The organism is Alistipes sp. Marseille-P2263, from assembly GCF_018101075.1.
GTDB classification, from domain to species: domain Bacteria; phylum Bacteroidota; class Bacteroidia; order Bacteroidales; family Rikenellaceae; genus Alistipes; species Alistipes dispar.
The window spans coordinates 276,766-301,000 of the sequence record NZ_JAGQEJ010000002.1; the positions used below are offsets into that span (position 1 = coordinate 276,766).

General features: G+C 50.3%; 19 protein-coding genes. 4 read left to right on the top strand and 15 right to left on the bottom strand.

Going from position 1 to position 24,235, the window contains the following annotated elements; translation table 11 throughout:
- Nucleotides 1-3 precede the first annotated feature (3 nt).
- From KB554_RS04395 to KB554_RS04455, 13 genes are all read right to left on the bottom strand, one after another.
- Nucleotides 4-759: a hypothetical protein gene (locus KB554_RS04395; protein ID WP_004293874.1), complete on the bottom strand. Its 756-nt coding sequence runs from the start codon at nt 757-759 to the stop codon at nt 4-6.
- Entirely contained in the window at nt 728-1,207 is a 480-nt protein-coding gene (locus KB554_RS04400) for a type II toxin-antitoxin system antitoxin SocA domain-containing protein (protein ID WP_004293873.1), read from the bottom strand. The genes KB554_RS04395 and KB554_RS04400 overlap by 32 nt, the downstream gene beginning before the upstream one ends.
- Before the next feature lie 103 nt (nt 1,208-1,310).
- Nucleotides 1,311-1,916 carry an RteC domain-containing protein gene (locus tag KB554_RS04405; protein ID WP_004293872.1) on the bottom strand — a complete coding sequence of 202 codons (606 nt, stop codon included), beginning with the start codon at nt 1,914-1,916 and terminating at the stop codon, nt 1,311-1,313.
- Between the two features lie 238 nt (nt 1,917-2,154).
- On the bottom strand, nt 2,155-2,577 hold the full coding sequence (locus KB554_RS04410; protein WP_004293871.1) for a dihydrofolate reductase family protein: 423 nt from the start codon (nt 2,575-2,577) through the stop codon (nt 2,155-2,157).
- A 279-nt stretch (nt 2,578-2,856) separates the two neighbouring features.
- On the bottom strand, nt 2,857-4,179 hold the full coding sequence (locus tag KB554_RS04415; protein WP_004293870.1) for a sigma-54 dependent transcriptional regulator: 1,323 nt from the start codon (nt 4,177-4,179) through the stop codon (nt 2,857-2,859).
- On the bottom strand, nt 4,172-6,490 hold the full coding sequence (locus KB554_RS04420) for an ATP-binding protein (protein WP_004348456.1): 2,319 nt from the start codon (nt 6,488-6,490) through the stop codon (nt 4,172-4,174). Before KB554_RS04420 ends, KB554_RS04415 begins: the two co-directional genes overlap by 8 nt.
- A complete protein-coding gene (tet(Q), locus tag KB554_RS04425; protein WP_004293868.1) occupies nt 6,490-8,415 on the bottom strand; it encodes a tetracycline resistance ribosomal protection protein Tet(Q) in 1,926 nt (641 codons plus the stop codon). The genes KB554_RS04420 and tet(Q) overlap by 1 nt, the downstream gene beginning before the upstream one ends.
- A gap of 656 nt (nt 8,416-9,071) precedes the next feature.
- Nucleotides 9,072-14,885 (bottom strand): N-6 DNA methylase, encoded by a 5,814-nt coding sequence (locus KB554_RS04430; protein WP_005790817.1) that lies wholly within the window; start codon nt 14,883-14,885, stop codon nt 9,072-9,074.
- Nucleotides 14,875-15,327 carry a DUF1896 domain-containing protein gene (locus tag KB554_RS04435; RefSeq protein ID WP_004304266.1) on the bottom strand — a complete coding sequence of 151 codons (453 nt, stop codon included), beginning with the start codon at nt 15,325-15,327 and terminating at the stop codon, nt 14,875-14,877. Before KB554_RS04435 ends, KB554_RS04430 begins: the two co-directional genes overlap by 11 nt.
- 162 nt (nt 15,328-15,489) lie before the next feature.
- Complete coding sequence (locus tag KB554_RS04440) at nt 15,490-17,577, bottom strand: type IA DNA topoisomerase (protein WP_005790822.1); 2,088 nt, start codon at nt 17,575-17,577, stop codon at nt 15,490-15,492.
- A gap of 61 nt (nt 17,578-17,638) precedes the next feature.
- Nucleotides 17,639-19,207: a DUF3945 domain-containing protein gene (locus KB554_RS04445; protein ID WP_004348473.1), complete on the bottom strand. Its 1,569-nt coding sequence runs from the start codon at nt 19,205-19,207 to the stop codon at nt 17,639-17,641.
- A gap of 20 nt (nt 19,208-19,227) precedes the next feature.
- A complete protein-coding gene (locus KB554_RS04450; protein WP_004291454.1) occupies nt 19,228-19,578 on the bottom strand; it encodes a helix-turn-helix domain-containing protein in 351 nt (116 codons plus the stop codon).
- A gap of 3 nt (nt 19,579-19,581) precedes the next feature.
- A complete protein-coding gene (locus KB554_RS04455) occupies nt 19,582-19,938 on the bottom strand; it encodes a helix-turn-helix domain-containing protein (protein ID WP_002561004.1) in 357 nt (118 codons plus the stop codon).
- Between the two features lie 202 nt (nt 19,939-20,140).
- Between KB554_RS04455 and KB554_RS04460 the strand changes: the two genes are divergently transcribed.
- Together KB554_RS04460 and KB554_RS04465 are read left to right on the top strand one after the other, a co-directional pair.
- Entirely contained in the window at nt 20,141-20,440 is a 300-nt protein-coding gene (locus tag KB554_RS04460) for a helix-turn-helix domain-containing protein (RefSeq protein WP_004348475.1), read from the top strand.
- Between the two features lie 31 nt (nt 20,441-20,471).
- Nucleotides 20,472-20,777, top strand: a complete 306-nt coding sequence (locus KB554_RS04465; RefSeq protein WP_004348476.1) for a helix-turn-helix domain-containing protein — start codon at nt 20,472-20,474, stop codon at nt 20,775-20,777.
- An 80-nt stretch (nt 20,778-20,857) separates the two neighbouring features.
- Here the strand turns inward: KB554_RS04465 and KB554_RS04470 are convergent, their stop codons facing one another.
- Entirely contained in the window at nt 20,858-21,220 is a 363-nt protein-coding gene (locus KB554_RS04470) for a hypothetical protein (RefSeq protein ID WP_004348477.1), read from the bottom strand.
- 12 nt (nt 21,221-21,232) lie between these two features.
- The gene (locus tag KB554_RS04475) at nt 21,233-22,468 is read right to left on the bottom strand and encodes a site-specific integrase (RefSeq protein ID WP_004348478.1); all 1,236 of its coding nucleotides are present in this window, start codon (nt 22,466-22,468) and stop codon (nt 21,233-21,235) included.
- Nucleotides 22,469-22,800: 332 nt separating this feature from the next.
- Here KB554_RS04475 and recF point away from each other — a divergent pair, with 332 nt between their 5' ends.
- Together recF and KB554_RS04485 are read left to right on the top strand one after the other, a co-directional pair.
- The gene (recF, locus tag KB554_RS04480) at nt 22,801-23,889 is read left to right on the top strand and encodes a DNA replication and repair protein RecF (RefSeq protein ID WP_141428135.1); all 1,089 of its coding nucleotides are present in this window, start codon (nt 22,801-22,803) and stop codon (nt 23,887-23,889) included.
- Between the two features lie 14 nt (nt 23,890-23,903).
- Nucleotides 23,904-24,176, top strand: coding sequence for a DUF721 domain-containing protein (locus KB554_RS04485; protein ID WP_141429947.1), 273 nt, complete (start codon nt 23,904-23,906; stop codon nt 24,174-24,176).
- Nucleotides 24,177-24,235 lie beyond the last annotated feature (59 nt).

Here is a 24,235-nt window from a genome sequence, read left to right on the forward strand (position 1 = left end):
AACTTAAGCATTATCCATACTTACTAAGATTCCGTTTTCCAAAATTTTTTGCAATGGAATTTTCTTTAAGATTTCTTGATAAGTGCTATAGAAGTCATTATCAAGTCCTATATAAACAATATTGTCATGTAATTCTTCTATAACACTAATATGTGAATGCAATTTGCACTTTTTATCAGAACAATCTGATACGATACTTTTAATTCGTTCCAACTTATTTAATAAATCATCATATTGAGATAACCCTTTTGTAGTTGGTTGTATTTGATAATTAGTTTTCTTTGCCGGTTGTATATTATGTTCAGGATCTAATAATACTATGTGAAATATAGAAGAATCCCGATCAAAATAACCTACAATACGCCCCGTACTTTTTGTTATCGAAAATTGCATTATTGGAAAATCTGTCTCATTGTCCAATATTTCTTTTGGTAGCCAATCTAAATCTTTTCGTTGAATAGGAATGTTTTTAGCACTCCAATCTATTGGATGACATCTTAATGCAATACTACCTCTATTTTCTTCTAATACTTCTTGCGGTGTCATAGTACCCAAAGCACCTAATCTTTCAAGAAGCCCAATATGCCATCCCTTAGAACACTCTCCAATCTGAAAATTAGGTATCTGCTTAAAGTAAGAGAAGGAAAAAGTTATCTTCCTTCTCTTTAACTCATTTTCTTGTTCTTTGGTAACTAATGATTTGTTTCCGTATTTAGGAGAATCTGAATTAAGATTTAATAGTTTCCCATTTTTTCCCATAATACTCAATCATTAGTTCTGGAGTAATAACCTTGTCACAACGCTCATTTACATTTAAATCTCCACGTGTTTCAATCCAAGGCATCTCATTGTGGGACAATCGTTCTAATTCAGCACCGCTATATTTAAGATAATTCTCCAATATAAAGTCAATGAATTCAGCGTCTTCTGATGATAAACTCACATTGTGATTCATGCAATCATCAATATTGATTTCTGAATAGAGATATTTTGTAGAATTAAATCGATTGTAGATTTCTCGATTTACCGGACCATGAATCCATGCTTCAAACTCGCCGTCAAACATAGGTTTTTTATTGATACCATAAGACCATGCTTGAACATAATACAATAACTTCTGCAACTTTAAATTTATTAAAGACGCAAATCTATCTTCCGATTTTACTCGTAAGATAATGTAGTCTGTTATATCGTGTATTGAGTTCATCTGAATTATGACTATATCAATTTCAATGCAAAGTTAATATCTTTTTCTAATATAACAAAATAATGAATTGAATTGATGTGATTTATTCTAATGAATTTGTTTTTTATCTCCTCATACGATCCAACTCATCATCGCGCAGCATCCTCTCGTTCAATTTCTCCTGCATTCTGTCAAGGAAGTAGGTGCGGCTTTCGTTCTTCCGGCGTTTGATATCGGTGTAGAAACGGTAGCAGTCCTTCGACTCAACCCCGAATATCTTGTAAAGGAGCGGGGCAAGCTGTTTGAGCGGCATGTTGCCGTTGTTGATGCAGCCCATCTCGTCGATGCCGTAGATAAGTTCCACGAGGTCGATGGCATTGCCCGTCCATTGCAGGAGGCTGGTGGCGGTTTCTGTTGTGTTGTTGGCGGATATCAGTGGCGGCACTTGGGGCGTGGCAAGGAATTTCTGCATCTTCCTCACGAAAGACAGGGCCTTGCTGACATAGGCGGCAATCTCTCTCTTTTCTTCTGACAGGTTGCGCACGGGATGGTGCTGCAACTCGATTTCGATGTAGGCAAGCGCGATGACGGTAAGGTTCGCGTCCATGCTACCGTTACACAGTTCGATCACTTGGGTGGCAAAAGCCGTGTATGCCGTTTCCATATTGCAGTCACCGGCTTCGTTTATCAGGCGGAAAAAGTCGGTTTCCGCCAGCAAGAAATAATTCATGGTTCTGTCAATTTTGAAAATTACACTTTGTTTTCTGCGTGCGCACATGAATATAATTGGCAAAAAACGCGGCAGAAAATAAAAAATCCAACACTCAATTTTACAAAGTACTGGATTTCAGAGGTATAAAATTCAATATTTTTTCACAAGGACAAATTATCTCCGACTTAAATTGTTTGTAATCAGAACATTTATTCTATTCCTGAAAATAGAAATGTATGCTTGCCGCACATTTTGGCTATCTTGCTTTTTTATCAAGGATATAGATAATGCGACATACACCGTTGGAATAGCTTTTCAAGGAGGAAAGCGTCCAGTGTTGCTCTGGCAGAGCCGACTTAAAAAAATGTCGTCCGCTTCCGGATATGAAAGGAACGGTGTATAGTATGATTTCATCCACAGCGTGCATACGCAGTAGTCCGTTTATATAATCTGCCGTATCCAGTGTGGCTTCCGCGAGGTAACGGATGTTTGTGCCGTCTTTTCTCCATTCGTGCAGCATTGAAATGGAATAGTCCGGTGTCACACGGTAAAGGGCTTTCTTCCTGATTTCATCAAGACCGCAACGGTCAAGGCACAAATCCTGATGTGCTTTATCATATAACTCTGAAGAAAGACATCCGTCCATCGTCAGTACGGCGAGAATCTGAACTTTACCCATAATCGTTTCCTTTCGTTAGGCAAGGGTAAAAAAGTAGCGTGCAATTCACACTACCTTCAAGCGATGGCTCTGGTAAAGCCTTTACGGAGAGTACGTGAATGCACGCTATGCGTAAGCATAGCATAAGCATCACGCAATCGTCTCCGTAGTTCCAATTTACCAGATTTTCGCTTGAAACGCCTTGCGGTCTTATCCTATATGTTGGCGGCGAAAAGCTCCTGCCAATCGCCGTTTTTCTCAAATGTTATGCAAAGATAGCCAAATTCAGTGAATTACGGGCTATGATTGCTTGAATTTATATTTAAGTCCATACTCTTCAAGTTTGCTGTATAGTGTTGTCCTGCCTATGCCGAGCAGTTCTGCGGCGACACTCCGGTTGCCGTTTGCCTGTTTCAACGCACGCAATATCCGCTCCTTATCCTCCGCGTCATTGCGCAAGGCGAAGCTGACAGTAGAGGTCGGTTTCGTCACGGCAAGTTCCAGATGCTCTTTCATGACAACACCTTCCTGCGCCTGCAATACAGCACCCATAACTTTCTGCCGAAGTTCCCGCACGTTGCCCGGCCATGCGTGTGTCAGCAACGCTTTACGTGCTTCGGAACTGAACCCGCTCACGCTACACTCCAGCTCTCTGTTTGCCATATCACGGAAGAACTCTGCCAGCGGCATGATGTCTTCCTGACAGTCACGCAACGGAGGAACGGTTATCCCGAAGTCGTGCAGGCGGTACAGAAGATCCTGCCGAAAACGCTTTTCATTCACCGCTACTTCCAAATCTTCATTGGTAGCAGCGATGATGCGGACATTGAAATTCCGGTCTGCCTTGTCTCCGACCGGGCGATACCGCCTCTCCTGTATGGCGCGGAGCAACATCTGTTGGGTTTCCAACGCGAGGTTTCCTACCTCGTCCAGAAAAAGCGTGCCGCCTTCCGCCTCATGGAAATATCCTTTCTTGGCATTGTCCGCACCTGTAAACGCTCCCTTGACGTGTCCGAAGAAAGCCGACGGTGCAAGCTCTTTGGAGAGTGAACCGCAGTCCACCGCCACAAATGGCTTGCCTGCACGTTTGCTCTTGTCATGCAACAGATGGGCAATATGCTCCTTACCCGTGCCGTTCTCACCAAATATCATCACGCTCATGTCGGTGGCGGCTACCAGCCTTATCCGGTGCATGATTTTCTGAAAAGCGGAACCTTCACGGGCGAATACAGGCATACGGCGTTGTCCTGCCTGACGTTCTTTCAGTATGGAACGGATCAGGGGGACAAGTTTATCCTCCACAAGCTGTTTGGGAATATAGTCTATCGAGCCGAGTTTCATGCTTTCCACGGCGGTATTAACTTCGGCGTAGTCGGTCATAATGATGAAGGGCTGCATCTTTCCCTCCTTTCGCATCCAGCACAAAAGGTCTATGCCACTGCCGTCAGGCAGACGCAGGTCGGCAACCACGATATCATTATCTGTTGCCTGTTGCAGATGTTTCTTCGCGGTTGAGAGGTGGTAAGCCTTCATATTGCGGTAGCCCTCCCGTGACAGCATATTGCAGACATATTCGCAATACACGATGTTGTCTTCCACCACAATTATTTTTGTCTTATCCATCTTCGTATTTTCTCCTTTCCTCTTCTGCCAACCGTATTATTTCCACTCCCTTATCCAGCACAGCAGTCACGGCATGGCTTAACGCTTCACCATCCGGGAGAGCATCGCCACGAAGCAATCCGTAAAGTACATTCAGCGGTTGGTCGGCACGGAGCACCTCCCACGAACTGCGCAGGTGGTGGATCAGGGAATCCAGCTTTTGCAGGTCTTTTTCTTTTGCTGCATCCCGTACCGCCTGCATTTCCTTTTCTGTTTCAGTTATCAACTTTTCCAGCATGACGGCTTCATTGCCATAGGACAATAAGGCGGAAAAGTCCGGTTTCCCGTCCGGTGTCGCTTTTATGGCACACCTGTCGGAAACCTCCATCAGTTCCGATATGGAGAACGGCTTGAACAGGCATCCGGCAAAGCCTTTTGCCAATAGTTCCCCTTTGTTACAACTGCCCGAAGCGGTTGCCACAACCACCGGGATTGTTGGTGAATTGCCCACGTTGGACGAACGCAACAGTTCCAGCAATTCGAAACCGTTTATACCAGGCATATTCAAGTCTGTCAGCAACAGGCTGTATTCTTTCTGGCGTATCATTTCCATCAGTGCCGCAGCATCGGTGCAAGTGTCGCAGTGTATTCCTTCTTGGGAATACATCTCTTTCAGCATTAGAAGTAATACCTCATCATTGTCAATGGCGACAACATCATGGAATTTATTGTTATGATAAACAGGTGTATTGCTTGTATATCCAAGCTGTTCTTCAGCTTCCTGCATAGAAATTTCAACTGTGAAACGACTGCCTTTCCCTTTCTTGCTGTCCAAACGGATTGTTCCGCCAAGCATCGACACAATATTACGCATTATGGCAAGCCCAAGCCCGAAACCCTCCTTTGCAGCGGCATTTGATAGACGTTCAAACGCACCGAACGCTTGTTTCTGTTCCTCTTCTGTCATGCCTGTACCTGTATCTTCAATGACCAGTGTCAGAACTCCATTATCATATTCAGTAATCAAAGAAACACCGCCTTCTTCTGTGAACTTGACAGCGTTTGACAGCAGGTTATTCCCGATTTGTATTATTCGCTCTTTGTCGGTCAATACAATGGCATCGTGTCCAGTCTTCACGGACAAGGACAACCCTTTGTTCACGGCAACAGGCATGAACTCCGTTTCAAGTGTGTGCGTGATTGCAGAAATCCGGCAGGGTGACAGACGGGGCTGTTCCTTGCCGTTGTCCAGGCGGAAGAAGTCAAGCAAAGTGTTGAGCATATCCCGCATACGGTCGGAGGATTGCAGTATATTTTGGATATATTGCCCATTATTACCGCTATTGCATTCTTTCCGCAAAAGTTCGGTATAGCCGGTTATTGCCGTCAGTGGTGTACGCAACTCATGGGTAATAGTATATACCGCTTTCTTTCGGGAGGTTATGAGTATCTCATTTTGTTGCACGGACTGTTCCAATTGCTCGATCAAATCCGTTGTCTTGCGTTTGTATCGTTTAATGTTCTTTGCATCACGGTGTATGATGATATAGGAAATGACCAACAGCAAAAGAACAAATCCCATCAAGCCGCCTATCTGCATAAATGATTTTTTACGCATGGCTGTTATCTCGCTTTCTCTATTTTGTAAATCAGATTGCACCTTCTTTTCGATTTGGCAAATCAATCCTTGCAGTTGTCTGTTAAGTTCTGCATTACGGGCAGCAAGACTATCGGCTTGTTCTGACAATCGACGGCTCTGCGCATTCTGTTCGTTGACCATGTTTCTATTGGATGAACGGAGCGTAGTCGTTGTTGTCGTTGGCTTCGTTCCCTCTTTTTTGCCGAAGATGCTCAAGAAACCTTTTCGTTTTGGCTTTTTGGACTGTTCCTGCACACTTTTCTGCACAATAACCGGAATTTGATTGGCTATCTTCTTGTTAATAGATTGTTGTTCATCCATTAACCGGACTATCTGGAACATCTGTCGTTCCTTATCCTCTAAAAGACTGCGCACACTATCGATGCGCTCTGCTGGATAGGTGGCCTTGAAACGGCAAAGCATACTGTCCATTGCCATACGCCGTGCATGGTAATGCTCGATATCTTTATCGTTCCATTCCAGTATTGTTTCACCCAATAGAGAAAATTTTATCATTTGAATATTGATATTGTTTATTTCTTTTCGGAGCTCGTCTATTTTTTTATTGCCAAGTTCTAATGCTTCTATCTCCTGCCATTCATAGAGGCTATTATATGCCATACATCCGATAAGAATGGAGATAAGTATATATCCCAACTGTATTGCCTTATAGAAATTTCCTGACCGCTCCATTATTTTGATGACATTGATTTTTGGAACATGAATAAAAGTTTATCTTTTTCGTTCATGCGGATATTATCAGAATAACCGCCTTTTGTTATTTGATACCCGCATGGCTTAACCATAAAAATGCCTAAGCCCTTAGTGTATGAACTTACTTCTGATGCATAGTCTTTACTTGTATTTAATGGAACTTTCCCTTTAATATGACACCACTCATTATTGCAACTGATGTCTTCAATCTCAGACATCATTTTTTGCAAATCTGTAATAGCTTTGGAACTTGCCGCTTGGGGTATCTGCAACTCAAAATAGAGCATCGGTTCGAGAATGTCCACACCTGACTGTTGCAAGGCCAGCCTGAAGACATAAGGGGTCAGCTGTCTGAAATCAGCAGGTGTACTTACCGGGCTATAATACTCGGCTTGAGTAAAAGTTACTTTCAGATCAGTCACTTCCCATCCATGTAACCCGGATTGGCAAGACATACGAATCCCTTCAAAAACGGCATTTTGAAAAGAATGGTTCAGATAACCATAGGAGATGTCACTTTCGATTTGCAACCCTGTCCCTAACGGTAAGGGTTCAAGAGTCAGCCCTATTGTGGCCCAATAAGGGTTGGGCGGCACTTCGATCTGAATAATCTTATTGACCTTTTTTACAGGTCGTTCTTTGTATATAGTCTTGATCTCATCAAAATGGACCTTTACGGAAAATCGTTCTTCCAGCAATGTCTGTATGATTTCCTTTTGGGTTAAACCATATAACGAGATTTCCAATTCATCACTATATGAGTTTATGGAAAAGGACAAAGACGGGTCTTCAATCCACAATGTATTCAGAGCGGATATCACCTTGCTTCTCTCTTCGGGCCTGTCTGGCCGGACGGAGGATTTGAGAGCGGGATGCTGATGCGATAATCCTTGAATCAAACAAGGTTCAGCACCTAAATAATTTCCGATTCGAAAATCATCCATATCCTCTACAATCGCGATATCATTGGCGCCCACTTCATCAACATTTATCTCTCTGCCCTGATTGATAGTTTTTAGATTTTTAATCTTGATGAATTTTTCCGAATCGTTGATTCTTACAACGTCTCGAAGTCTCAGACTTCCGTCAATTATTTTTAGAAAACTTCTTTTATGTCCTTTGGGGTCATGCTCTATCTTATAAAGATAAGATGAAAGTCTGTTTGAGACCGATGCCGGAGGAAGTATAAAAGAAGTGATGGCGTCCAACAACTCATTGATACCGATATTGAACATTGCTGATCCATGTAGCACCGGATAGACTTTGGCTTTTGCCACAAGAGCGATTATCGTATTCCAATAATCAGCCGGTGAAATTTCGCTATCCGCCAAATATCGTTCCAATATATTGTCGTCATGGTTGCATACAAATTCTTTGTATTCTTCCTTTATATATGTTTGGGAGCAAACCGGATAAACCGATCCATCGACAACATTTTGCATAAACAGGACATCTTGAGACAGATTTGCTTTTATATCCAGATACAAACGCTCCAAATTCACACCGGCTCGGTCAATCTTATTGATAAATATAATTGTCGGGATTTGCAGCTTCTGTAAAGTATTGAACAGCAACTTTGTCTGCGCTTGTATGCCTTCCTTTGCGGATAAGATGAGGACTGCTCCATCAAGCATTTTGAATGTCCGCTCCACTTCCGCAATAAAATCCATGTGTCCCGGAGTGTCAATGATATTGCATTTCACACCATTCCAGATAATAGATGTCGTAGAAGCCCGAACAGTAATTCCTCTACGTTTCTCTATATCCATAGAGTCCGTTATGGTGTCACCATTATCCACACAGCCGCACTTTTCCGTTGCTCCACTGGCAAACAGCAGATTCTCGGTTACGGAAGTTTTTCCTGCATCAATGTGAGCAAGAATTCCTAAATTTATAATATTCATTTGGATTAAGCAATAATATACTACAATAGATGCATTGTCGAAACGCACCTTTTAATACCTCCTCGTAGCATATGAGAACTACAGGATTCCTAACTCGTATTAATATGTATATTATTACTGCCGCATAACGATTACAAAATTACACAAAAAAATATATCTAACAAAAGTAGGAGGATTTTTTAACTTTTTACCATAGACATTTTATTAGGGAAACGTAGGTTCAACTGGCAAGTACAAATAAGTAGAAATGTTTGAACAACACTGTTTTAGGAAGTTGAAAAATCAAGTTTCTCTCTCGGTATAGCGTTTATTTTGGCCAATATCTTCTTTAGTTTGGCATTTGAGTATTTCCCATTCGTGTTCTATTTAGCTCCTTATTATGAGTATGTAGCAAGTTGCTTATCAAATTCAGCCTCTTTGAGGGTCAAATATGGTTTTGCAAATGGTGACTGACAAGACATAAACAAGGTCAGCAGGATTTTTTACATAAATGGACATGAATGTATATAACCTAAAATAAGAATAAATTTTAATAAGGGCTGCCCAAAAAGAAAAAAATGCAGTTGCCATCCTACAGATACTTGCAGAAAGGATAAAATTTACTTTTAGACCTTTTGGGATAGCCCTTATTAATACTTCAGATAAAATTCCTAAGGTTATATTTTCAATCCTTTGAACCGGGTTTCCTCCTTGGCATACAGTCCCGGACGCCCGATTATGACATGGTTGGCAACGATACTATCCGCCGGACTGCGTATCTGCGGCGGTGCATTTTCGGGATATTGCGCCTGCCTGTTCCTCACATCTTCCGCTTCCGGCTTGACCTGTTGCCCTTCTTTCTCCTTTTCGGCGACTTCGGGCGTGGGCGGCGCAAGTTCCAGCTGTATTTTTCGGTCAAGGGCGGCAAGTTCGGATTTCAGCTGCTTCAGCTCGTCCTCCTTCTTCCACACCTTGCCCGCTATCTCCTGCAACTGCGGTATCTCCCTCTCCAGCACCTCGTTCTTCGCCTTGTACTGGTCGATAATGGAGGGTATCCTCTCCATCGCGTTCAGGAAGTTTCGGGCGGCAGCCATCGGATCAGCCATTGCCAGATGTCCGTTGTTATAGGTGTACTTGTAGTTCCCCTCTACCACGAAGCGGTTGTCGGTAAACTCCAATCCCTCTTTGAGTATCCTCTCGCTCACCACCTTTATCGGAAAACCGTACAGTTCTCCGACCTGTGTGTAAAGCCCGCCCGTAGTGGCGTTTTTCGCTATCTCCTGCAAACGCTTTCCGATAACCTTCTCATCGGCGGAATCCACACCGTCCACCTTTATTATATTAAGGCGGTTGCCCTCCCTGTCGGTCTGCGCCACCGAAAGGAAGCGGTTCCAGTCCTCCGTCATGGCATCTATGAAAGCCGTGTTGTTACGCAACTCGCCCGTCTTCGACTCTAACTTGAACTCCGAATCACGCTTGCCCTTGTTAAACGACTTGCGTTCCCCTTCGAGCGAGGCGATGCGCTTTTCAAGTTTCGCCTTGTCCAGCAGGTCGGTGTTGCCGGATAGCAACGCCATATATTCCGAAAAGTTCATGCCCGATTTCTCGTCCACTGCCCCCTCGTCGATGGTACGCGCCCCCATAGCACCGCTTTTGAGCTGGCTGATGAAAGTCTGCTTGCAGTGCAGGAGGTTGAACTTGTAGCTGTCCAGTGACTTCTCCACCGCGTAGATGATTACGTCCACGTTGTTCCCGGCGAAATGCTTGGCAATTTCGTTTCCGGCTCTAACTCCGCGTCCGTCACGCTGTTGCAGGTCGGACGGTCGCCACGGCGTATCGAGATGATGAATTGCCACACACCTTTTCTGTGCGTTCACACCCGTTCCGAGCATGGAGGTGGAGCCGAACAGAACACGCACCGTTCCGGCATTCATGGCGTCTATCACCGCCTTCCGAGCCTTGTCGGTCTTGCACTCCTGAATGAAGCGCACCTCGCTTGGCGGTATGCCGTAATCCTCCGTCAGCTTGCGCTTGATTTCCGAATAGACGTTCCACCCGTCGCCCGGCTGATATGTCCCCAAGTCCGAGAAAACGAACTGCGTGCCTTTCTGCGCGTCGTATTTTTGGTAATACTCCGCGATCATCTTGGCACAGTGGCTCGCCTTGTTATCGGGGTGGTCTTCATAATGCGGGTCTATCATGCGCATGTCGAGTGCCATCTTGCGGGCGTAGTCGGTGGCGATAAGCATCTTCGCCTTTTCCTCCGTTTCCGAAAGCGGCAGCCTGCCCAGAAGTGTGGCATCGCCAGTCTTGGCGAACTGCATCAGCTTCTGTATGAAGTCCTCCTGCTCCGGCGTGGGCGGTATGTGGTGCAGTATCTCATTCTTGTTGGGACGATCTACGCCCACGTCCTCTGCCGTGCGGTAGTCCGTGATTTCATTATAGAAGGCGGCAAGTTCCGGCACCTTGATGAAGTAGCGGAAACGCTCCTTTTGAACCACGTTGTTCGTCACGTTAAATTCAAAATCCGTCGTCTTCTTGGCGAATATCGCCGCCCAAGCGTCGAAACATCGGATGTCCTGCCGTTCCAGCTCCTTCGGACGCAAATACTTGAACAGCAGATACAACTCCGTCAGCGAGTTGCTGATGGTAGTACCCGAAAGGAAGGTCGCTCCCAAGTCTCTGCCCGTGCGCTCCTGTATGGTGCGTATGGCAAAGAGCATGTTCAGTGCCTTCTGGCTTCCCTCGCTGTTGCCCAGTCCCGCCACACGGTCATGGCGCGTGTTGAACGTCAGATTTTTGAACTGGTGGCTCTCATCTATGAAGATGTGGTCGATGCCCATCTGCTTGAAATCCACCACGTCGTCCGTGCGTGACTTTATGGCATGTTCCACCTTCTCCAGCTTCGCTTCAAGGTTGTGTTTGCGCTTCTCCAGACCTTTCAGCATAGCCCGCGACACGTTCTTTCCCTGCTGCCGCAGCACTTCGAGGTTTTCCTCCACCGTGTCAAGCTCCGCTTGCAGGATGCGCTGCTGCAACTCCGGCGACTGCGGTATCTTGCCGAACTGGTCGTGCGACATGATGACACAATCGTAGTCGTTGTTCTTTATATTATTGAAGAAGCGCACACGGTTGGCGGTCGAAAAGTCCTTCTCCGAAGCGTACAGAATACGTGCGTTGGGATATGCCGCCTGATAGGTGGCGGCAATCTCCGCAACGTTGGCTTTCAGCCCGATAATCATCGGCTTATGTGCCAATTTCAGACGCTTCATCTCATGCGCGGCGATGCACATTATCAGCGTCTTGCCGGTTCCCACCTCGTGGTCGCAAATTCCGCCGCCGTTCTGTTTCAGCATCCAGACGCAATCCATCTGCGAGGGATAGACGCTCTTGATACCCCGGCTTGCCAAGCCTTTCAGATTGAGGTCGGGGAAGGTCTGGTGCGAGCCGTCATACTTCGGGCGCACGAAACAGTTGAACTTGCGGTTATACATTGTCGTCAGCCGTTCCTTGAACTGCGGCGACTGTTCTTCGAGCCATTCGGAGAAACCGTTGCGGATTTCATCAATCTTGGCGTTGGCGAGCTGTATGCCCTCGCTGTCGCGCACCTTGATGTCGTTGCCATGCTCGTCCTTGCCGATGGACTTCATCATGTCGGGGCAGGTGTTGTGCAGGGCGTGTTTCAAGAGGTGCATACCGTCATAGTTCCGGTAATACCCCTTTACCAGAAACTCGTCCGTGATTTTCATGGTGCGGTAGCCGCACGCAACCGAAAACTCGTCCATGCTTGCGGAATAGGCGATTTTCACCTCCGTGTCGAACAGCCGGCTCATGTAGGCGGCATAGACACCCGTCGGAATCCAGCGTTCCCCGAAATTGAAGTCCAGATCCTCGAAGGCGATACGCGGCGGTTCGGCATCTTTCAGAGCCTCCAACGCCTGTTTCACTTCCGGCATACGCTCACTTTCGGGGTTTTCGCCCATCCAAGCCTCTATGCGTTCCGCCTTCTCTATCACGTTCCCGGCTATGAAGCGGTCTTTGATTTCGTAACCGGTCACGAGCGGATTGTAATAGATGCGTCCTTGCAGGGCTGTGAGCAACTCCTCCGCCGTGCTGTCGGTTATCTCCCGCATATAGTCGAGATTGACCGTGCCATATTTGTTGAGCGACGCGGACAGGGCTTCTTCGGGAGAGCCTACGTTGGCATGGCTCTCCACGGAGAAGGAAACGGGATGCTCGAAGATGTCCGCCTTGACGAACTTTCCGTTCTCCACCCGTTCCAGCGAAAGGATGTCACGCCCGCCCGCGTCCATCATCACTAACTTCACGTTCTGCTTGGCGTTGAGGTTGCCGTAGCGCATGACAAACTCATCGTAACAGGTATTCAGATGCTCTCGCCACGGAACATTTGCCTCGCGCCGGAGCGATTCATAACGGTACAGACGCTCGTAGGCGTCACGCAGCGACACATACAACAACGCCTTTTCCTTCTGGTATCCTTTCAGGTCGAGCGGCTGGAATGTAGCCCCGTATGGCGTGATGTCCTTCAGATAGCCGATGTTATGACGCCCCCGGTCAGCCACCAGCGAGCCTTCGCGCAGGTGCATCTCCGGCGTGCGATGGTAGGCACGCGGCGTAAGGTCCGCGACTTCCTCCTTCGGCTTTTCCGGTTCGATGTCGGGAAAAAGGGAAGTAGCCACCGTTTCCGGTGGAGCATCGGTAACAGCAGGTGCGGCGACTGCTTCCGGCTGTGTTTCCTCCTGCCGGGGTTGTTCACGTGGTACTTCCGGCGTGATCGTCGCAACCGTTCTGTTTTCATGTTTTTCATTATGCTGCCTTGCCAGCTCCCGAAGTTCCTTCCTGCGCTCCGGCGTGAGTTCCATCATCATCTCGTAGAAGCCGTTGATGGGAGGATTGGTTTCCCAGTCCAGCTTTGCATAGATGTCGTCCGGGTCGGCAGGCTTGGCGGTGTTCTCCGCTTTCACCTCCTTATTCTCCATAGCGGGTTTTGCAGTTGGAGCTGTCGGTGTAACCGTGACTTTCGGTTTGGGCGGAGTGGACTTTGCCGTAACTGCCTTTTTCACCGTCTTTTTCTTTTTGGAGGTTTTCGGTTGGCTGACCTCTTCCGTCATCCCCCAGAGGTTGAGCAAGGAGAGCTGCACCCCGTCAGAATATTTCGGACGTGGCTCTATCTCCGGTTTTTCCTCAACGGGTTGCGGTTTTTCCGTCGGAGTTTCCACCGTCTGCGCCGAAGATACCGTTTCCAATTTTATAGCAGGACGCTCCGCCTCCTTTTGAACGGTAACCTTTTCTTCCGTTCCCGACTGCCAGATTGTTCCCGAATACAGACGCATGGCGAGCCTGTAATGGAAATCCTCGTTGAGCATCCGGCGCAAGTCCCCGGCGATACCTGCGGTCTTGCCCTCGTGCAGATAAACCATAGCGGGCTTCCCGTAGGGGTCAGTGTCAAGTTTCGACGTCGTATGCACGATGCGTTCCGGGTGGTGGATGAAATAGGCGTTGTCGGTCAGGTCGGTTTTCGTGTCCGTCTGTATCACGGTCATCAGCCGCTCGTCCTGCGACATTTCCTTCTTGCTGAGGTTCTTTTGCAGGACAATCAGGTCGCTGCCCACCTCCGTCCCCGCGTTGTCCGTGAACAGGTTGTTGGGCAGGCGTATCGCGGATACCAGATTGGCCTGACTGAACAGCTCGTTACGCACGGAGGTCTTGGTGCTATTCAATACCCCTTGCGAGGTGATGAACGCCACGATACCGCCGTCACGCACGGCATCCAGTCCTTTGAGAAAGAAATAGTTGTGGATGGTTTTCTGGGCGGAGCGTCTGCCGAAAGAGTCGCTCCGCTGAAACTCCGCGTCGAACACGGCAATGTCACCGAACGGAATGTTGGACACCGCCAAGTCGAAATAATTGTTGAACGGTCTTTCGATTTTCTCAAAACCGCAGGTGCGCATTTTCTGGTCGGGATAGAGATGCCTCAAGATTGTACCCGTGAGCAGATCCTTCTCGAAAGCCATCACATCCGCATTGGGGCTGTGCCGTAGCATGGAATCCACGAACACGCCGACACCTGCCGACGGTTCGAGCATACGGGCGGGGCGGACGCTGTAATCTGCCAGCACGTCCGCGATGGTGTCGGTTATCTCTTTGGGGGTGTAGAAAGCGGTCAGCACGGACGCTTTCAGCGAATCCACAAACCGCTTGTACTCTGTTTCGTCCTTGCTGTTCTCACGGATAAGCCTGTGCAGCTCCACCGTCGGGGCGAACAGTTCGAGGTCGGATTTCGCCCACCGGACGGCATCCGTCAGTTCCTTTGCAGGGTTGAGGATACATTTCAGACCGCCGAAACCGCAGTACCTTTGAAGTATGGCACGCTCTTCGGTTGTCGCTGTCCTGTTTTCCCTGTCAAGGATGAATGCCGTCCGTATCGCCTCGATGTTGTCCCGCAGTTTCTGTTTGCGGTTAAACGCCATATTCGTCTAAGTAAAGGACGGTTGCTCCCGTCAGCTCCGTGTAGAGCAGGTCGTAATCGGAAGACAGGGCGAAATTGTCATCCGAGAGGTCATAGACGGAGAACACGTTGCCGACAAGCGGCAGCAGTTTCAGGACAAAGGCTTCACGCTTCTCTTCCGGCACTTCATCGGCAAACTCGTTTTCCACGACTTCGCGGAGGATGGCGTAACGGGAATAATGCAGCCCGCGCAGCAGCGTGTCCATCGCCAGTTCCTGCGCACCATCGGCGGGATAGCCTTCAAGCCGTGCCCTCTCATACGTTTCGGCGGCACGGTCGGCCCGTTCCCGTATGAAAGCGGTGTCGTCAGCCTGTTCAAACTTGTTCGTGCGGAGATAGTCCAGCAGGTACAGACCGTAATAGGAAAAGTCGGTCTGACCCTCGTTTTTCTTCTTGTTGTTCATTACTTTGGATTTAGCGGATTGATAATTAACGGGATAATCGGTTGGAAAAAGGAAGAAAAAGGCACTCGGTATCCCTCCGAGTGCCACCACTAAATCCAAAGTATGAGTGTAATCCGGTATCGAAGAACAATTCATTACTCTGAACAAGTGGCAAAGTTAATACTATTTCTTCCGTCCTGAAAATTTCTTGCCCTTTTTAGCCTCCGGGAACACAAAAGTCGTGTTATATTCCCCGTCAAAGGCGACAACAGCATCGAAACTCTTGCCCTGTTTGCTCTTGAACCCTTTGAGCAGCTTGGTATGCCCTTCGGTGAGCAGGTCTTTGATTTCATCGTCGGACAGGGTGCGTCCCGCTTTCAGCCGGAACACGGGCAGTCCGCACTCCGTGTTGTCGCAGCGTACCACCTTGCCGTAGAACCGCATCCTGCCCGTGCCACACTTGGGACACGCGCAGCCGGAGTCACGGCTGCCGAAGAGCTTGTCGCACGAGAGCAGTTCGGAGGTTATCTCACGTGTGTACGCCTCTATCTCCTTGCGGAAGGTGTCGGCGGACAGTTCCCCGCGCTCGATACGCGCCAGCTCCTTTTCCCATTCGCCCGTCATGGCAACATCGGCGATGCGCATCGTCTTGACGACGGAATTGAGGGCAAGTCCTTTTTCGGTGGGAACAAGCGACTTCTTGCAGCGTTCCATGTAACCGCGCTTGAAAAGCGTTTCGATGATGGAGGCGCGTGTGGCGGGAGTACCGATGCCACAGTCCTTCATCGCCTGCCGCAGTGCGTCGTCCTCAATTTCCTTGCCCGCCGTTTCCATTGCCGAGAGCAGGGTGGCTTCGGTATGCAGCGGCTTGGGTTTGGTCTTTCCTTCGGTAATGGACGAGCCTTTCGGTGTCAGCGTGTCGCCTTCCTGCCAGCCGGGGATGGTAATTTCCTCTTTTTCCTCGCCATAGACGGCACGCCATCCGGTTTGCTTCACGACGCTGCCTTTTACGGTAAACTCCACTCCGGCACATTCCGCCGTGACAGTGGTCACATCCTTGACGCATTTCTCAGAGAATGCCTCGACCATGCGCCCGGCAATCATCTGATAGATGGTATTGTCCTCTTTGGAGAGGAAGAGCGGTTTCTCACCCGTGACGAGCAGGGCATGGTGGTCTGTCACCTTGCCGTCGTCCACGCTGCGGCGTGTCGGGGCGGCTTTTGCCCGCACCTTGTCTTTCCATTCGGGCTGTGTGCCGATGAAAGCGAGCAGTTTGGGAATTTCGGCAAACACGTCTTCGGGGATGTAGCGGCTTCCCGTTCTCGGATAGGTTATCAACTTCTTTTCGTAGAGTTTCTGCGCGATTTCAAGCGTCTGTTCCGCCGTGAAGCCGTGCTTGGCGTTGGCTTCTTTCTGGAGCGTGGTCAGGTCGTAGAGCAAGGGAGTTTCCTCCGTCTTCTCCTTGCGCTCGGCTTTCGTGACAGTGGCGCAACCTGCCGCCTTTACCTTATTATATAGTTCCATCGCCGGTTCTTTCTCTTTCCATTTCTCGGAGGATGAGAATTTCACGACTTCGCCGTCGCAACCGTCCGTTGCGATATGGAGCAGCCAGAATGCTTCGGACGTAAAGCGGCGGTTCTCCCAGTAGCGTTCACATACCATAGCCAACGTTGGTGTCTGCACCCGCCCCACGGAATACGTGCCGTGTCCGGCGGCGATGGATAACGCCTGTGTGCCGTTGATGCCCACGAGCCAGTCGGATTCGCTCCGCGCTTTGGCGGCGAGGTAGAGGTTGTCGTATTTGCTGCCGTCTTCGAGTTTCCGCAGTCCCTCACGGATAGCTTTGTCGGTGAGAGAGCTGATCCACAGGCGCACGAAAGGAGTGGTGCAACCCGTATAGTGGTAGAGGTAGCGGAAGATAAGCTCTCCCTCGCGTCCGGCATCGGTCGCCACGATGATATGTTCGCTTGTGTCGAACAGTCTTTTGATGACTTTTATCTGCGACACCACGCCGCTGTCGGGCTTGTAACCTTTCTCCGTCCTGACCTGACGGGGGACGAGCGTGAATGTGTCGGGAATAATCGGGAGGTTGTCACGGACAAATCCGCGCACGCCGTAGCCGTCGGGCATGGCAAGCTGAACGAGGTGTCCGAATGCCCATGTCACGGCATAGCCGCCTCCCTCGAAATATCCTTCCTCTCTCTTTGTCGCGCCCACGATGCGGGCGATTTCACGTGCCACGGAGGGCTTTTCTGCAATGATTGTCTTCATGTTTTCTTGCTTTTTTGTTGATACTTTGGATTTTATTTTGGATTCAGTGGCGGACACGGGATTACATTTTCATGCCTTTGTTGTTCTTCTTTTTCGGCTTCTCCTGCTGCTGTTGCTGGCGGTCGTCCTTCGGGGCGGTCTGACCTTTCTGCAAAGGCTCTTTCAGGTTCTTTGTCGCCTCGTTGGTTTTGCCCTCGTTGTTCACCGCCACCTGTGTGCGGCTCTCGTTGGACGGGGCGACCTGCTGGGCGTTGTCGGGGTTCGTTTCGTAGCGGTACGGGCGGCCCTTCTCCGGGTTGAACTTGATATACATCGTGGCATGGAAGCCCTGCTTGTCGGTCACGTTCTCCAGTTTCACGGCTTTACCCGCCACGTAGTCGGCTTTCTGCTTGTCGGTGAAGTTCACGCCGCTCCATTTGCTGATGGGGCGGATGCTGCCGTCCTCGTTCATCCACGTGTTGCGGCGTTGCTCCTTCTTGGTCTGTGCGGCATTTTCCCCGCCTTGCGCCTGACTTTTCGAGGTGTCACCTTTGGCTTCCTGCGTCTGTGCGGTACGGGGCGACCTTCCGGTTCCCGGCACGAACTCCACGCCGCGCTGCTCCACGTTCACTTGAAGGGTGGTGACGAACTTCCTGCCGTCGTTGCGCTCGATGAGCTTGTCGCGCACGGGCAGTCCGGCGCGGAGCATGTCCTGCTCCTGTTTGGTGATTTCCGTCTTGCCGATGCGCTCCGGGATGCGCACCTTGTTTGCCGGAATGTCCGTGATTTCATTCGTCTTGCGGTCGATGCTGATGTAGGAGGGGATGATTTCGCCCGTTTCCCTGTCCTCAATGTCCACGACCCTGCCGAGGTTGCCCGTTTCGCGCAGGTTCTTCCGGTCATCGTCGGAGAATTTGTGTTCCTTGTACTCATCTAACTTCTGCTCCTTGCGGATGAAGTGCGGCACGAGGCTGACATTTCCCTCACCGTCCTTCTTGAAGGAGAGGCGGGCGTCCAGCTCGAATGATTCGCCGCCGAAGGTGGGCTTGACCTTTACCAAGTCGGACTTGCCGTAGTGGAGCATCTTCGTAAGGTCTCCGGACTTTTCAAGGTCGTCACGCTTCACGCCCCATCTGTCCTCCAGCTCCTGCCAGTTGATTTTGCTCTCGTTGATGGGTTGGTAGCCCTGTCTGCCCTGCGTCTGTTGCGGGCTTTCCTGCTGTTCTTTCTGTTGTTCCATGTTTTCCTGTTTTTGAGGTTCTTGTTTCTCTGTCTTTTGTGCCGCCATCTCTTCCTGCACCTGCTGTTGATAAGGGAAGGTGTCGATTTTGTGCGGTGCAAGGATTTGTTTGTTCTGGTACGGATGCTGAAGCAGGTCTTTCATCACGCCAAGCATGGAATCCACTTGGTCTGCCGCGATGCGGTAGAAACCGAAGCGGCTGGGTTCCTTGCACTGCCGGAAGAAGTTCTTGAAGAAGTTGTCCAGCACGTCGCCTTGTCGGTCGAATTGCAGGAAACTCTGCGCGTTCTCAGCTTTCGCAGGGGTACGCTTGGGTGTGCCGTCTGCATTCAGCCCGGCTACCACGCTGATCTCGCCCGTCTTCTCATCACGGACTACCAGCACGTCCTTTTCGTCTTTTTTCTTTGCCATTTGAAAAATGTTTTAATGGGTTATTTATGAAAGAAATTATGGATACGAGCCTTGTAGAAGGCTATATCTTCTTTTTTGAAGTCCTTGATATGGTTGGAAAGGAATGTCAGCACATCCTCCTCGCTGTAATAGGTTTTCTTGCCCAGTGTCTTGTAGGGCAATGCGCCGACACTGCGGTAGCGTTGCAGTGTGCGCTTGCTTATCTGGAGCAGCATGCACAAATCCTGATTGTCGAAAAGGCGGATGCTTTCCGTGATAGTAGGCTGTTTCCCCTCAGCCTTCATCGCCAGCAGCAGTTCGTCCTGACGGTCGAGCCGTTCCATCAGCTTCTGCATCCAGCCCTCGAAGTTGTTTCGTGTGAGCAGTTCCATGACCTATGTCCTCCTTCCTTTTGGTTTGCCGCCAGTGCGCAGCGTGTGGTTGCGTTTCAATTCCTGCGGTGTCGCCGCGTCCTCGTTGACGGCACACGCTTCAAGCAGGCGGTCTATTTCCGACTGCCGGTAGCGGCATTTACCGCGAAGCACGACATAACCGATGCGTTGCTCGCTGCGCATACGCTGGAGGGTGCGGGTACTCACGTTAAGCAGGTGCGCCGCCTCGCGTGTGGTGAGCAACCTGTCGGGCGATGCCGCTTTCTTGTCGCCGGAGGCGGCACGGACGTGTGCCGCAATCTCCGCTATCTGTTCCGTCAATGACCGGAAGGCGGAACTTTCCATCGTTATCACTTTCATATTCAGTCCTTTCTTTTTGTTTCTGCAGCAAAAATCGGCAATAAACAAAAGGGGCTTTAACAACTCACTACGTGACTCACGTAAGATTTTTACGGAAGATGGCTCCGTAACCCGGTCAAACGGCGCAACAGGCAGCCTTTCAGCGGAAAACGGCACGTGTTCAGGACCGTACCGTTACCTTTGCGGGCAAACCGATAATTGCATGAATATGGAAATAGTATCTATCGAGAAAAAGACTTTCGAGATGATGGTGGCGGCATTCGGCGCACTCTCGGAGAAGGTCGCCGCCCTGAGGCGCAAAAGCGACACGAGGCGCATGGAAAGATGGCTCACGGGCGAGGAAGTCTGTAGGCAGTTGAGAATAAGTTCGCGCACGTTGCAGACGCTGCGCGACAGGCGGCTTATCGGCTACTCGCAGATAAACCGCAGGTTTTATTACAAGCCGGAGGAGGTGAAGCGGCTGATACCGCTTATCGGCACGCTCTATCCGCACGGCAGATGATTTGATTTATTCACCCACTGAATCCGAAGTTATGATGAACGAGAACAACGATGTTTTTACGATGGAAGACGAGCCGATAGCCTCTGTGGTGCAGGATATGCGCAAAGGCTCGAAATGGCTGTCCGCCTTTCTGGAAAGTTACCGTCCTCTGCTGGACGGGGAACGTTACCTGACGGACGGCGAGGTGGCGGAACTGCTCCGCGTAAGCCGACGCACATTGCAGGAATACCGCAACAACCGCGTGTTGCCCTTCATACTTTTGGGAGGGAAGGTGCTTTACCCGGAAACGGGGCTGCGTGAAGTGCTGGAAGCAAATTACCGCAAGCCGCTGGAGTGAGCGCGGTTGGCAAGAAAAAAGGAAACGGGCGACACTTTTTGTGGTGCTGCCCGTTTCCTTGTCTTATGTGGTATGCGCAATCAGCAGTACCCGGCTTTTCCGTTCTGTATGAACATCACGTATGCCTGCCGTTTCTCTTTGGCGAGAGCTTTTCCCACCAGCCATGTGCGGAACAGGTGGGTGTTGTAGGTGTTCAGCCGGAAGGCGACGGGGATGATGATTTCAAGCGCGTACACATCTGCGTACAGTCCGTTTTCAAGTTGCATGTAGCGGCACACCTCGTAGTCGTTAAGCACGTCCGACTTGCGGATGGCTTTGATGGCGGCGTTCACTGCCGGGACGGTCGTATGGAACAGTCCGGCGATTTCGGTGGCGGTCATCCACACGTCGTTACCGGTTACGCTGACCGCCTTGTCCTCTATGATGATTATGTCACGTTTCATGGCTTCTCTTTTTTAGATGGTGCAACCTGCAAATTCCTCAACACTGTTCAACCTTGCGGCAAGGTTCTTCATGTCCTGATTGAGTTTTTCTTTGGTTATCTTCGCGTAAATCTGCGTCGTCTTTATGCTCTTGTGTCCGAGCATGGAGCTGACGGTTTCGATAGGTACGCCATTAGAGAGAAATACCGTCGTGGCTGCCGTGTGGCGGCTCTGATGCCACGTGATATGCTTGGTGATGCCGCAACGCTTGGCGACGGCACGGATACCGGCAAGGCACGTGTTATAATGCGGGACGGGGAATATCTTGCCGTTCTCGCACAGCCCACGGTATTTGCCGATTATGCGGTTGGCGATGTCAAGCAGGCGGATGTTGGACACCACGCCCGTTTTCTGGCGGTTGATGTTTATCCACTCGTGTTCGTCGAAGTAGGTGCGGATATTCTCTTCCGTGAGGTTGCGCATATCCGAGAACGACAACCCGGTGAAAGCGCAGAACAGGTAGAGGTCACGGTACAGTTCCTGTTTGGCGTTTTTCAGTTTCCCGTCCATCAGCAGGCGTATTTCCTCTTTGGTCAGAAAACTGCGTGTTGTTTCCTCCTTCTTGATTTCATACTCGCGGAACGGGTCGCGTGTCAGCCACTCGTTGTTGATGGCGATGAACACCATCGTCCGTAGCGGGCAGACGTACAGCCACACGGTATTGGTGCAGCAGTGTTTGTCCGTGCGCAGGAACATCTCGAAGTCGGAGATGAAAGCGGGGGTAAGCTCTTTCAGTGCGATGTCCTTCACATGGTAGCGGATGTCGAGGAACTCTTGCAGGTGCTTGTAAACGATACGGTACTTTTCCAGTGTACCTTTTGCTTTCATGCCTGCTTCCACCTGTTTCTCATAGTCCTCATTGTGACGACGGTACACCTGCATCAGCGTGTGGTAGCGGTGTTCCAGTCCGAGAAAAGCGTTCTTCACCTTCTCAGCCGTGACGAAGTTGTCACGTTCCATGATTTCCTGATAGTGCCTATTGATGCGCACCCGCATCTTGTCAAGCATACGGTTCGTTTCGAGTGCCGCCGCGCTTCTGCCTGTGACACGTCCACCTTTGGTGTCCCACAGTTTCGGATCGACTGTCAGCTTGCAGCTGAACTGCGTCTGGCTGCCGTCCACCGTGATGCGTCCCATGACGGGTACTGTCCCGTCCTTTTTCACTACCTGACGCTTGAGGTAATAGATTACTGAAAATGTACTCTTCATCGTCCTTAATTTTTTGGTTTCAAAATTAGTTGGTGAAGAGTCCGGTGTCGGTACGCAAAACGGGGAGGAACGGAGCAATCTTTTTCCGTAACCGAAATTTTTGCGTGAGTTATCGGTAACTCACTATTCCTTAACGTATTGTTTCGCTATCCGTACCCGTTTGTCGCATTTTCGGGCATGGTTACGAACAAGTAACGTTGCGGCGTCAGGATTTGGCTTCGGCAGGGATTGTAATGGCTTCACGAATTATCGCCACTTCAACTAAAACCCTTGTAACTCAATTCTATCACTATAACTTTCCGCATTTCACTTTTTTGTAGTAACTTTGTTCCATGTATCTGAAGAAAATCGCACTGCTGAATTTCAAAAACATCGAACAGGAGGAGCTGACGTTTTGCCCCGGTATCAACTGTCTGGTGGGCGACAACGGCGCGGGCAAAACCAACATCGTGGATGCGGTCCACTACCTCTCCATGTGCAAGTCGTCGCTTCAGATGACCGACGGGCAGAGCATCCGCCACGGGGCGGATTTCTTCCTCGTCGAAGGGCAGTACGCGACCGACGGCGGCAAGAGCGAGAACGTCGTCTGCTCCTTCTCGCGCAAGGGCGGCAAGGTGCTCAAACGCAACGGCAAGGAGTACGACCGGCTTTCGGACCACGTGGGACTGATCCCCGCCGTGATCGTGTCGCCGGCCGACGGGGCCCTGATCTCCGACGCGGCCGACGAGCGGCGCCGCTACCTCAACGCCTTCATCTCGCAGCTCGACCGGGCCTACCTCAGCTCGGTCATGCGCTACAACGCCGTCCTGGCCGAACGGAACCGGCTGCTGAAGATGCAGCCCGACGAGGTGATGCTGCAAATCTACGACCGCCAGCTCGTCGAACACGGCGAGGCGATCCACGCCCGGCGGCGCGAGGCGGCGGAACTGTTGCAGCCCGTCGTCGAAGCCTATTACCGCACGCTCTCGGGCGACCGCGAGCAGGTCGGGCTGCACTACCGCTCGGAGCTGAACGAGCGGCCGTTCGGCGAGATCCTGCTCGCCGCGCGGCAAAAGGACCTGGCCAACGAGTTCACCACCGCGGGCATTCACCGCGACGACCTGGTGCTCCGCATCGGCGGCTACCCCCTGCGCAAATACGGCTCGCAGGGACAGCAGAAATCCTTCCTGATCGCCCTCAAGCTGGCGCAGTACGCCATCGTGGCCCGCAGCAAGGGCGAACGGCCGCTGCTGCTGCTCGACGATCTGTTCGACAAACTCGACGCCGGCCGCGTCGAACAGCTCATCCGGCTGGTTTCGGACGAGACGTTCGGGCAGATCCTCATCACGGACTGCAACCCCACCCGTCTGAGAACGATACTCGACAAGGCCGGCGGGGAGTATCTGCTCTACACCGTCGAAAACGGAAAGGCCCGGCGATGAGACGCACGAAAACGATGCTGATGGGCGACCTGCTGGAGGAGTTCTTCAAACGCCCCTACGTCGCCGCCAAGGTCGCCGAAGGAAAGCTGCCCGACACGTGGCGCGAAATCGTCGGCGACCGTGCCGCGGACGCCACCACCGAGTTGCGGCTCGAACGGCATATTCTCCACGTGCGCATCCAATCGAGCGTGCTGCGCTCCGAACTCTTCTACCAGCGCGACCTGCTCTGCGAGGAGATCAACCGCCGCTCGGGCCTCAGGCTGGTCCATGCGGTCATCATCCGGTGACACGCCGTCCGCACACGAAAAGAGCCGGGAGCGTTCCGAAACGCTCCCGGCTCTTCGTC

What these genes read in the sequence shown, in the direction of transcription:
- KB554_RS04395 (WP_004293874.1), bottom strand. Translation starts at nt 759, where the DNA reads ATGGGAAAAAATGGGAAACTATTAAATCTTAATTCAGATTCTCCTAAA.
- KB554_RS04400 (WP_004293873.1), bottom strand. Translation starts at nt 1,207, where the DNA reads ATGAACTCAATACACGATATAACAGACTACATTATCTTACGAGTAAAA.
- KB554_RS04405 (WP_004293872.1), bottom strand. Translation starts at nt 1,916, where the DNA reads ATGAATTATTTCTTGCTGGCGGAAACCGACTTTTTCCGCCTGATAAAC.
- KB554_RS04410 (WP_004293871.1), bottom strand. Translation starts at nt 2,577, where the DNA reads ATGGGTAAAGTTCAGATTCTCGCCGTACTGACGATGGACGGATGTCTT.
- KB554_RS04415 (WP_004293870.1), bottom strand. Translation starts at nt 4,179, where the DNA reads ATGGATAAGACAAAAATAATTGTGGTGGAAGACAACATCGTGTATTGC.
- KB554_RS04420 (WP_004348456.1), bottom strand. Translation starts at nt 6,490, where the DNA reads ATGGAGCGGTCAGGAAATTTCTATAAGGCAATACAGTTGGGATATATA.
- KB554_RS04430 (WP_005790817.1), bottom strand. Translation starts at nt 14,885, where the DNA reads ATGGCGTTTAACCGCAAACAGAAACTGCGGGACAACATCGAGGCGATA.
- KB554_RS04435 (WP_004304266.1), bottom strand. Translation starts at nt 15,327, where the DNA reads ATGAACAACAAGAAGAAAAACGAGGGTCAGACCGACTTTTCCTATTAC.
- KB554_RS04440 (WP_005790822.1), bottom strand. Translation starts at nt 17,577, where the DNA reads ATGAAGACAATCATTGCAGAAAAGCCCTCCGTGGCACGTGAAATCGCC.
- KB554_RS04445 (WP_004348473.1), bottom strand. Translation starts at nt 19,207, where the DNA reads ATGGCAAAGAAAAAAGACGAAAAGGACGTGCTGGTAGTCCGTGATGAG.
- KB554_RS04450 (WP_004291454.1), bottom strand. Translation starts at nt 19,578, where the DNA reads ATGGAACTGCTCACACGAAACAACTTCGAGGGCTGGATGCAGAAGCTG.
- KB554_RS04455 (WP_002561004.1), bottom strand. Translation starts at nt 19,938, where the DNA reads ATGAAAGTGATAACGATGGAAAGTTCCGCCTTCCGGTCATTGACGGAA.
- KB554_RS04460 (WP_004348475.1), top strand. Translation starts at nt 20,141, where the DNA reads ATGAATATGGAAATAGTATCTATCGAGAAAAAGACTTTCGAGATGATG.
- KB554_RS04465 (WP_004348476.1), top strand. Translation starts at nt 20,472, where the DNA reads ATGATGAACGAGAACAACGATGTTTTTACGATGGAAGACGAGCCGATA.
- KB554_RS04470 (WP_004348477.1), bottom strand. Translation starts at nt 21,220, where the DNA reads ATGAAACGTGACATAATCATCATAGAGGACAAGGCGGTCAGCGTAACC.
- KB554_RS04475 (WP_004348478.1), bottom strand. Translation starts at nt 22,468, where the DNA reads ATGAAGAGTACATTTTCAGTAATCTATTACCTCAAGCGTCAGGTAGTG.
- recF (WP_141428135.1), top strand. Translation starts at nt 22,801, where the DNA reads ATGTATCTGAAGAAAATCGCACTGCTGAATTTCAAAAACATCGAACAG.
- KB554_RS04485 (WP_141429947.1), top strand. Translation starts at nt 23,904, where the DNA reads ATGCTGATGGGCGACCTGCTGGAGGAGTTCTTCAAACGCCCCTACGTC.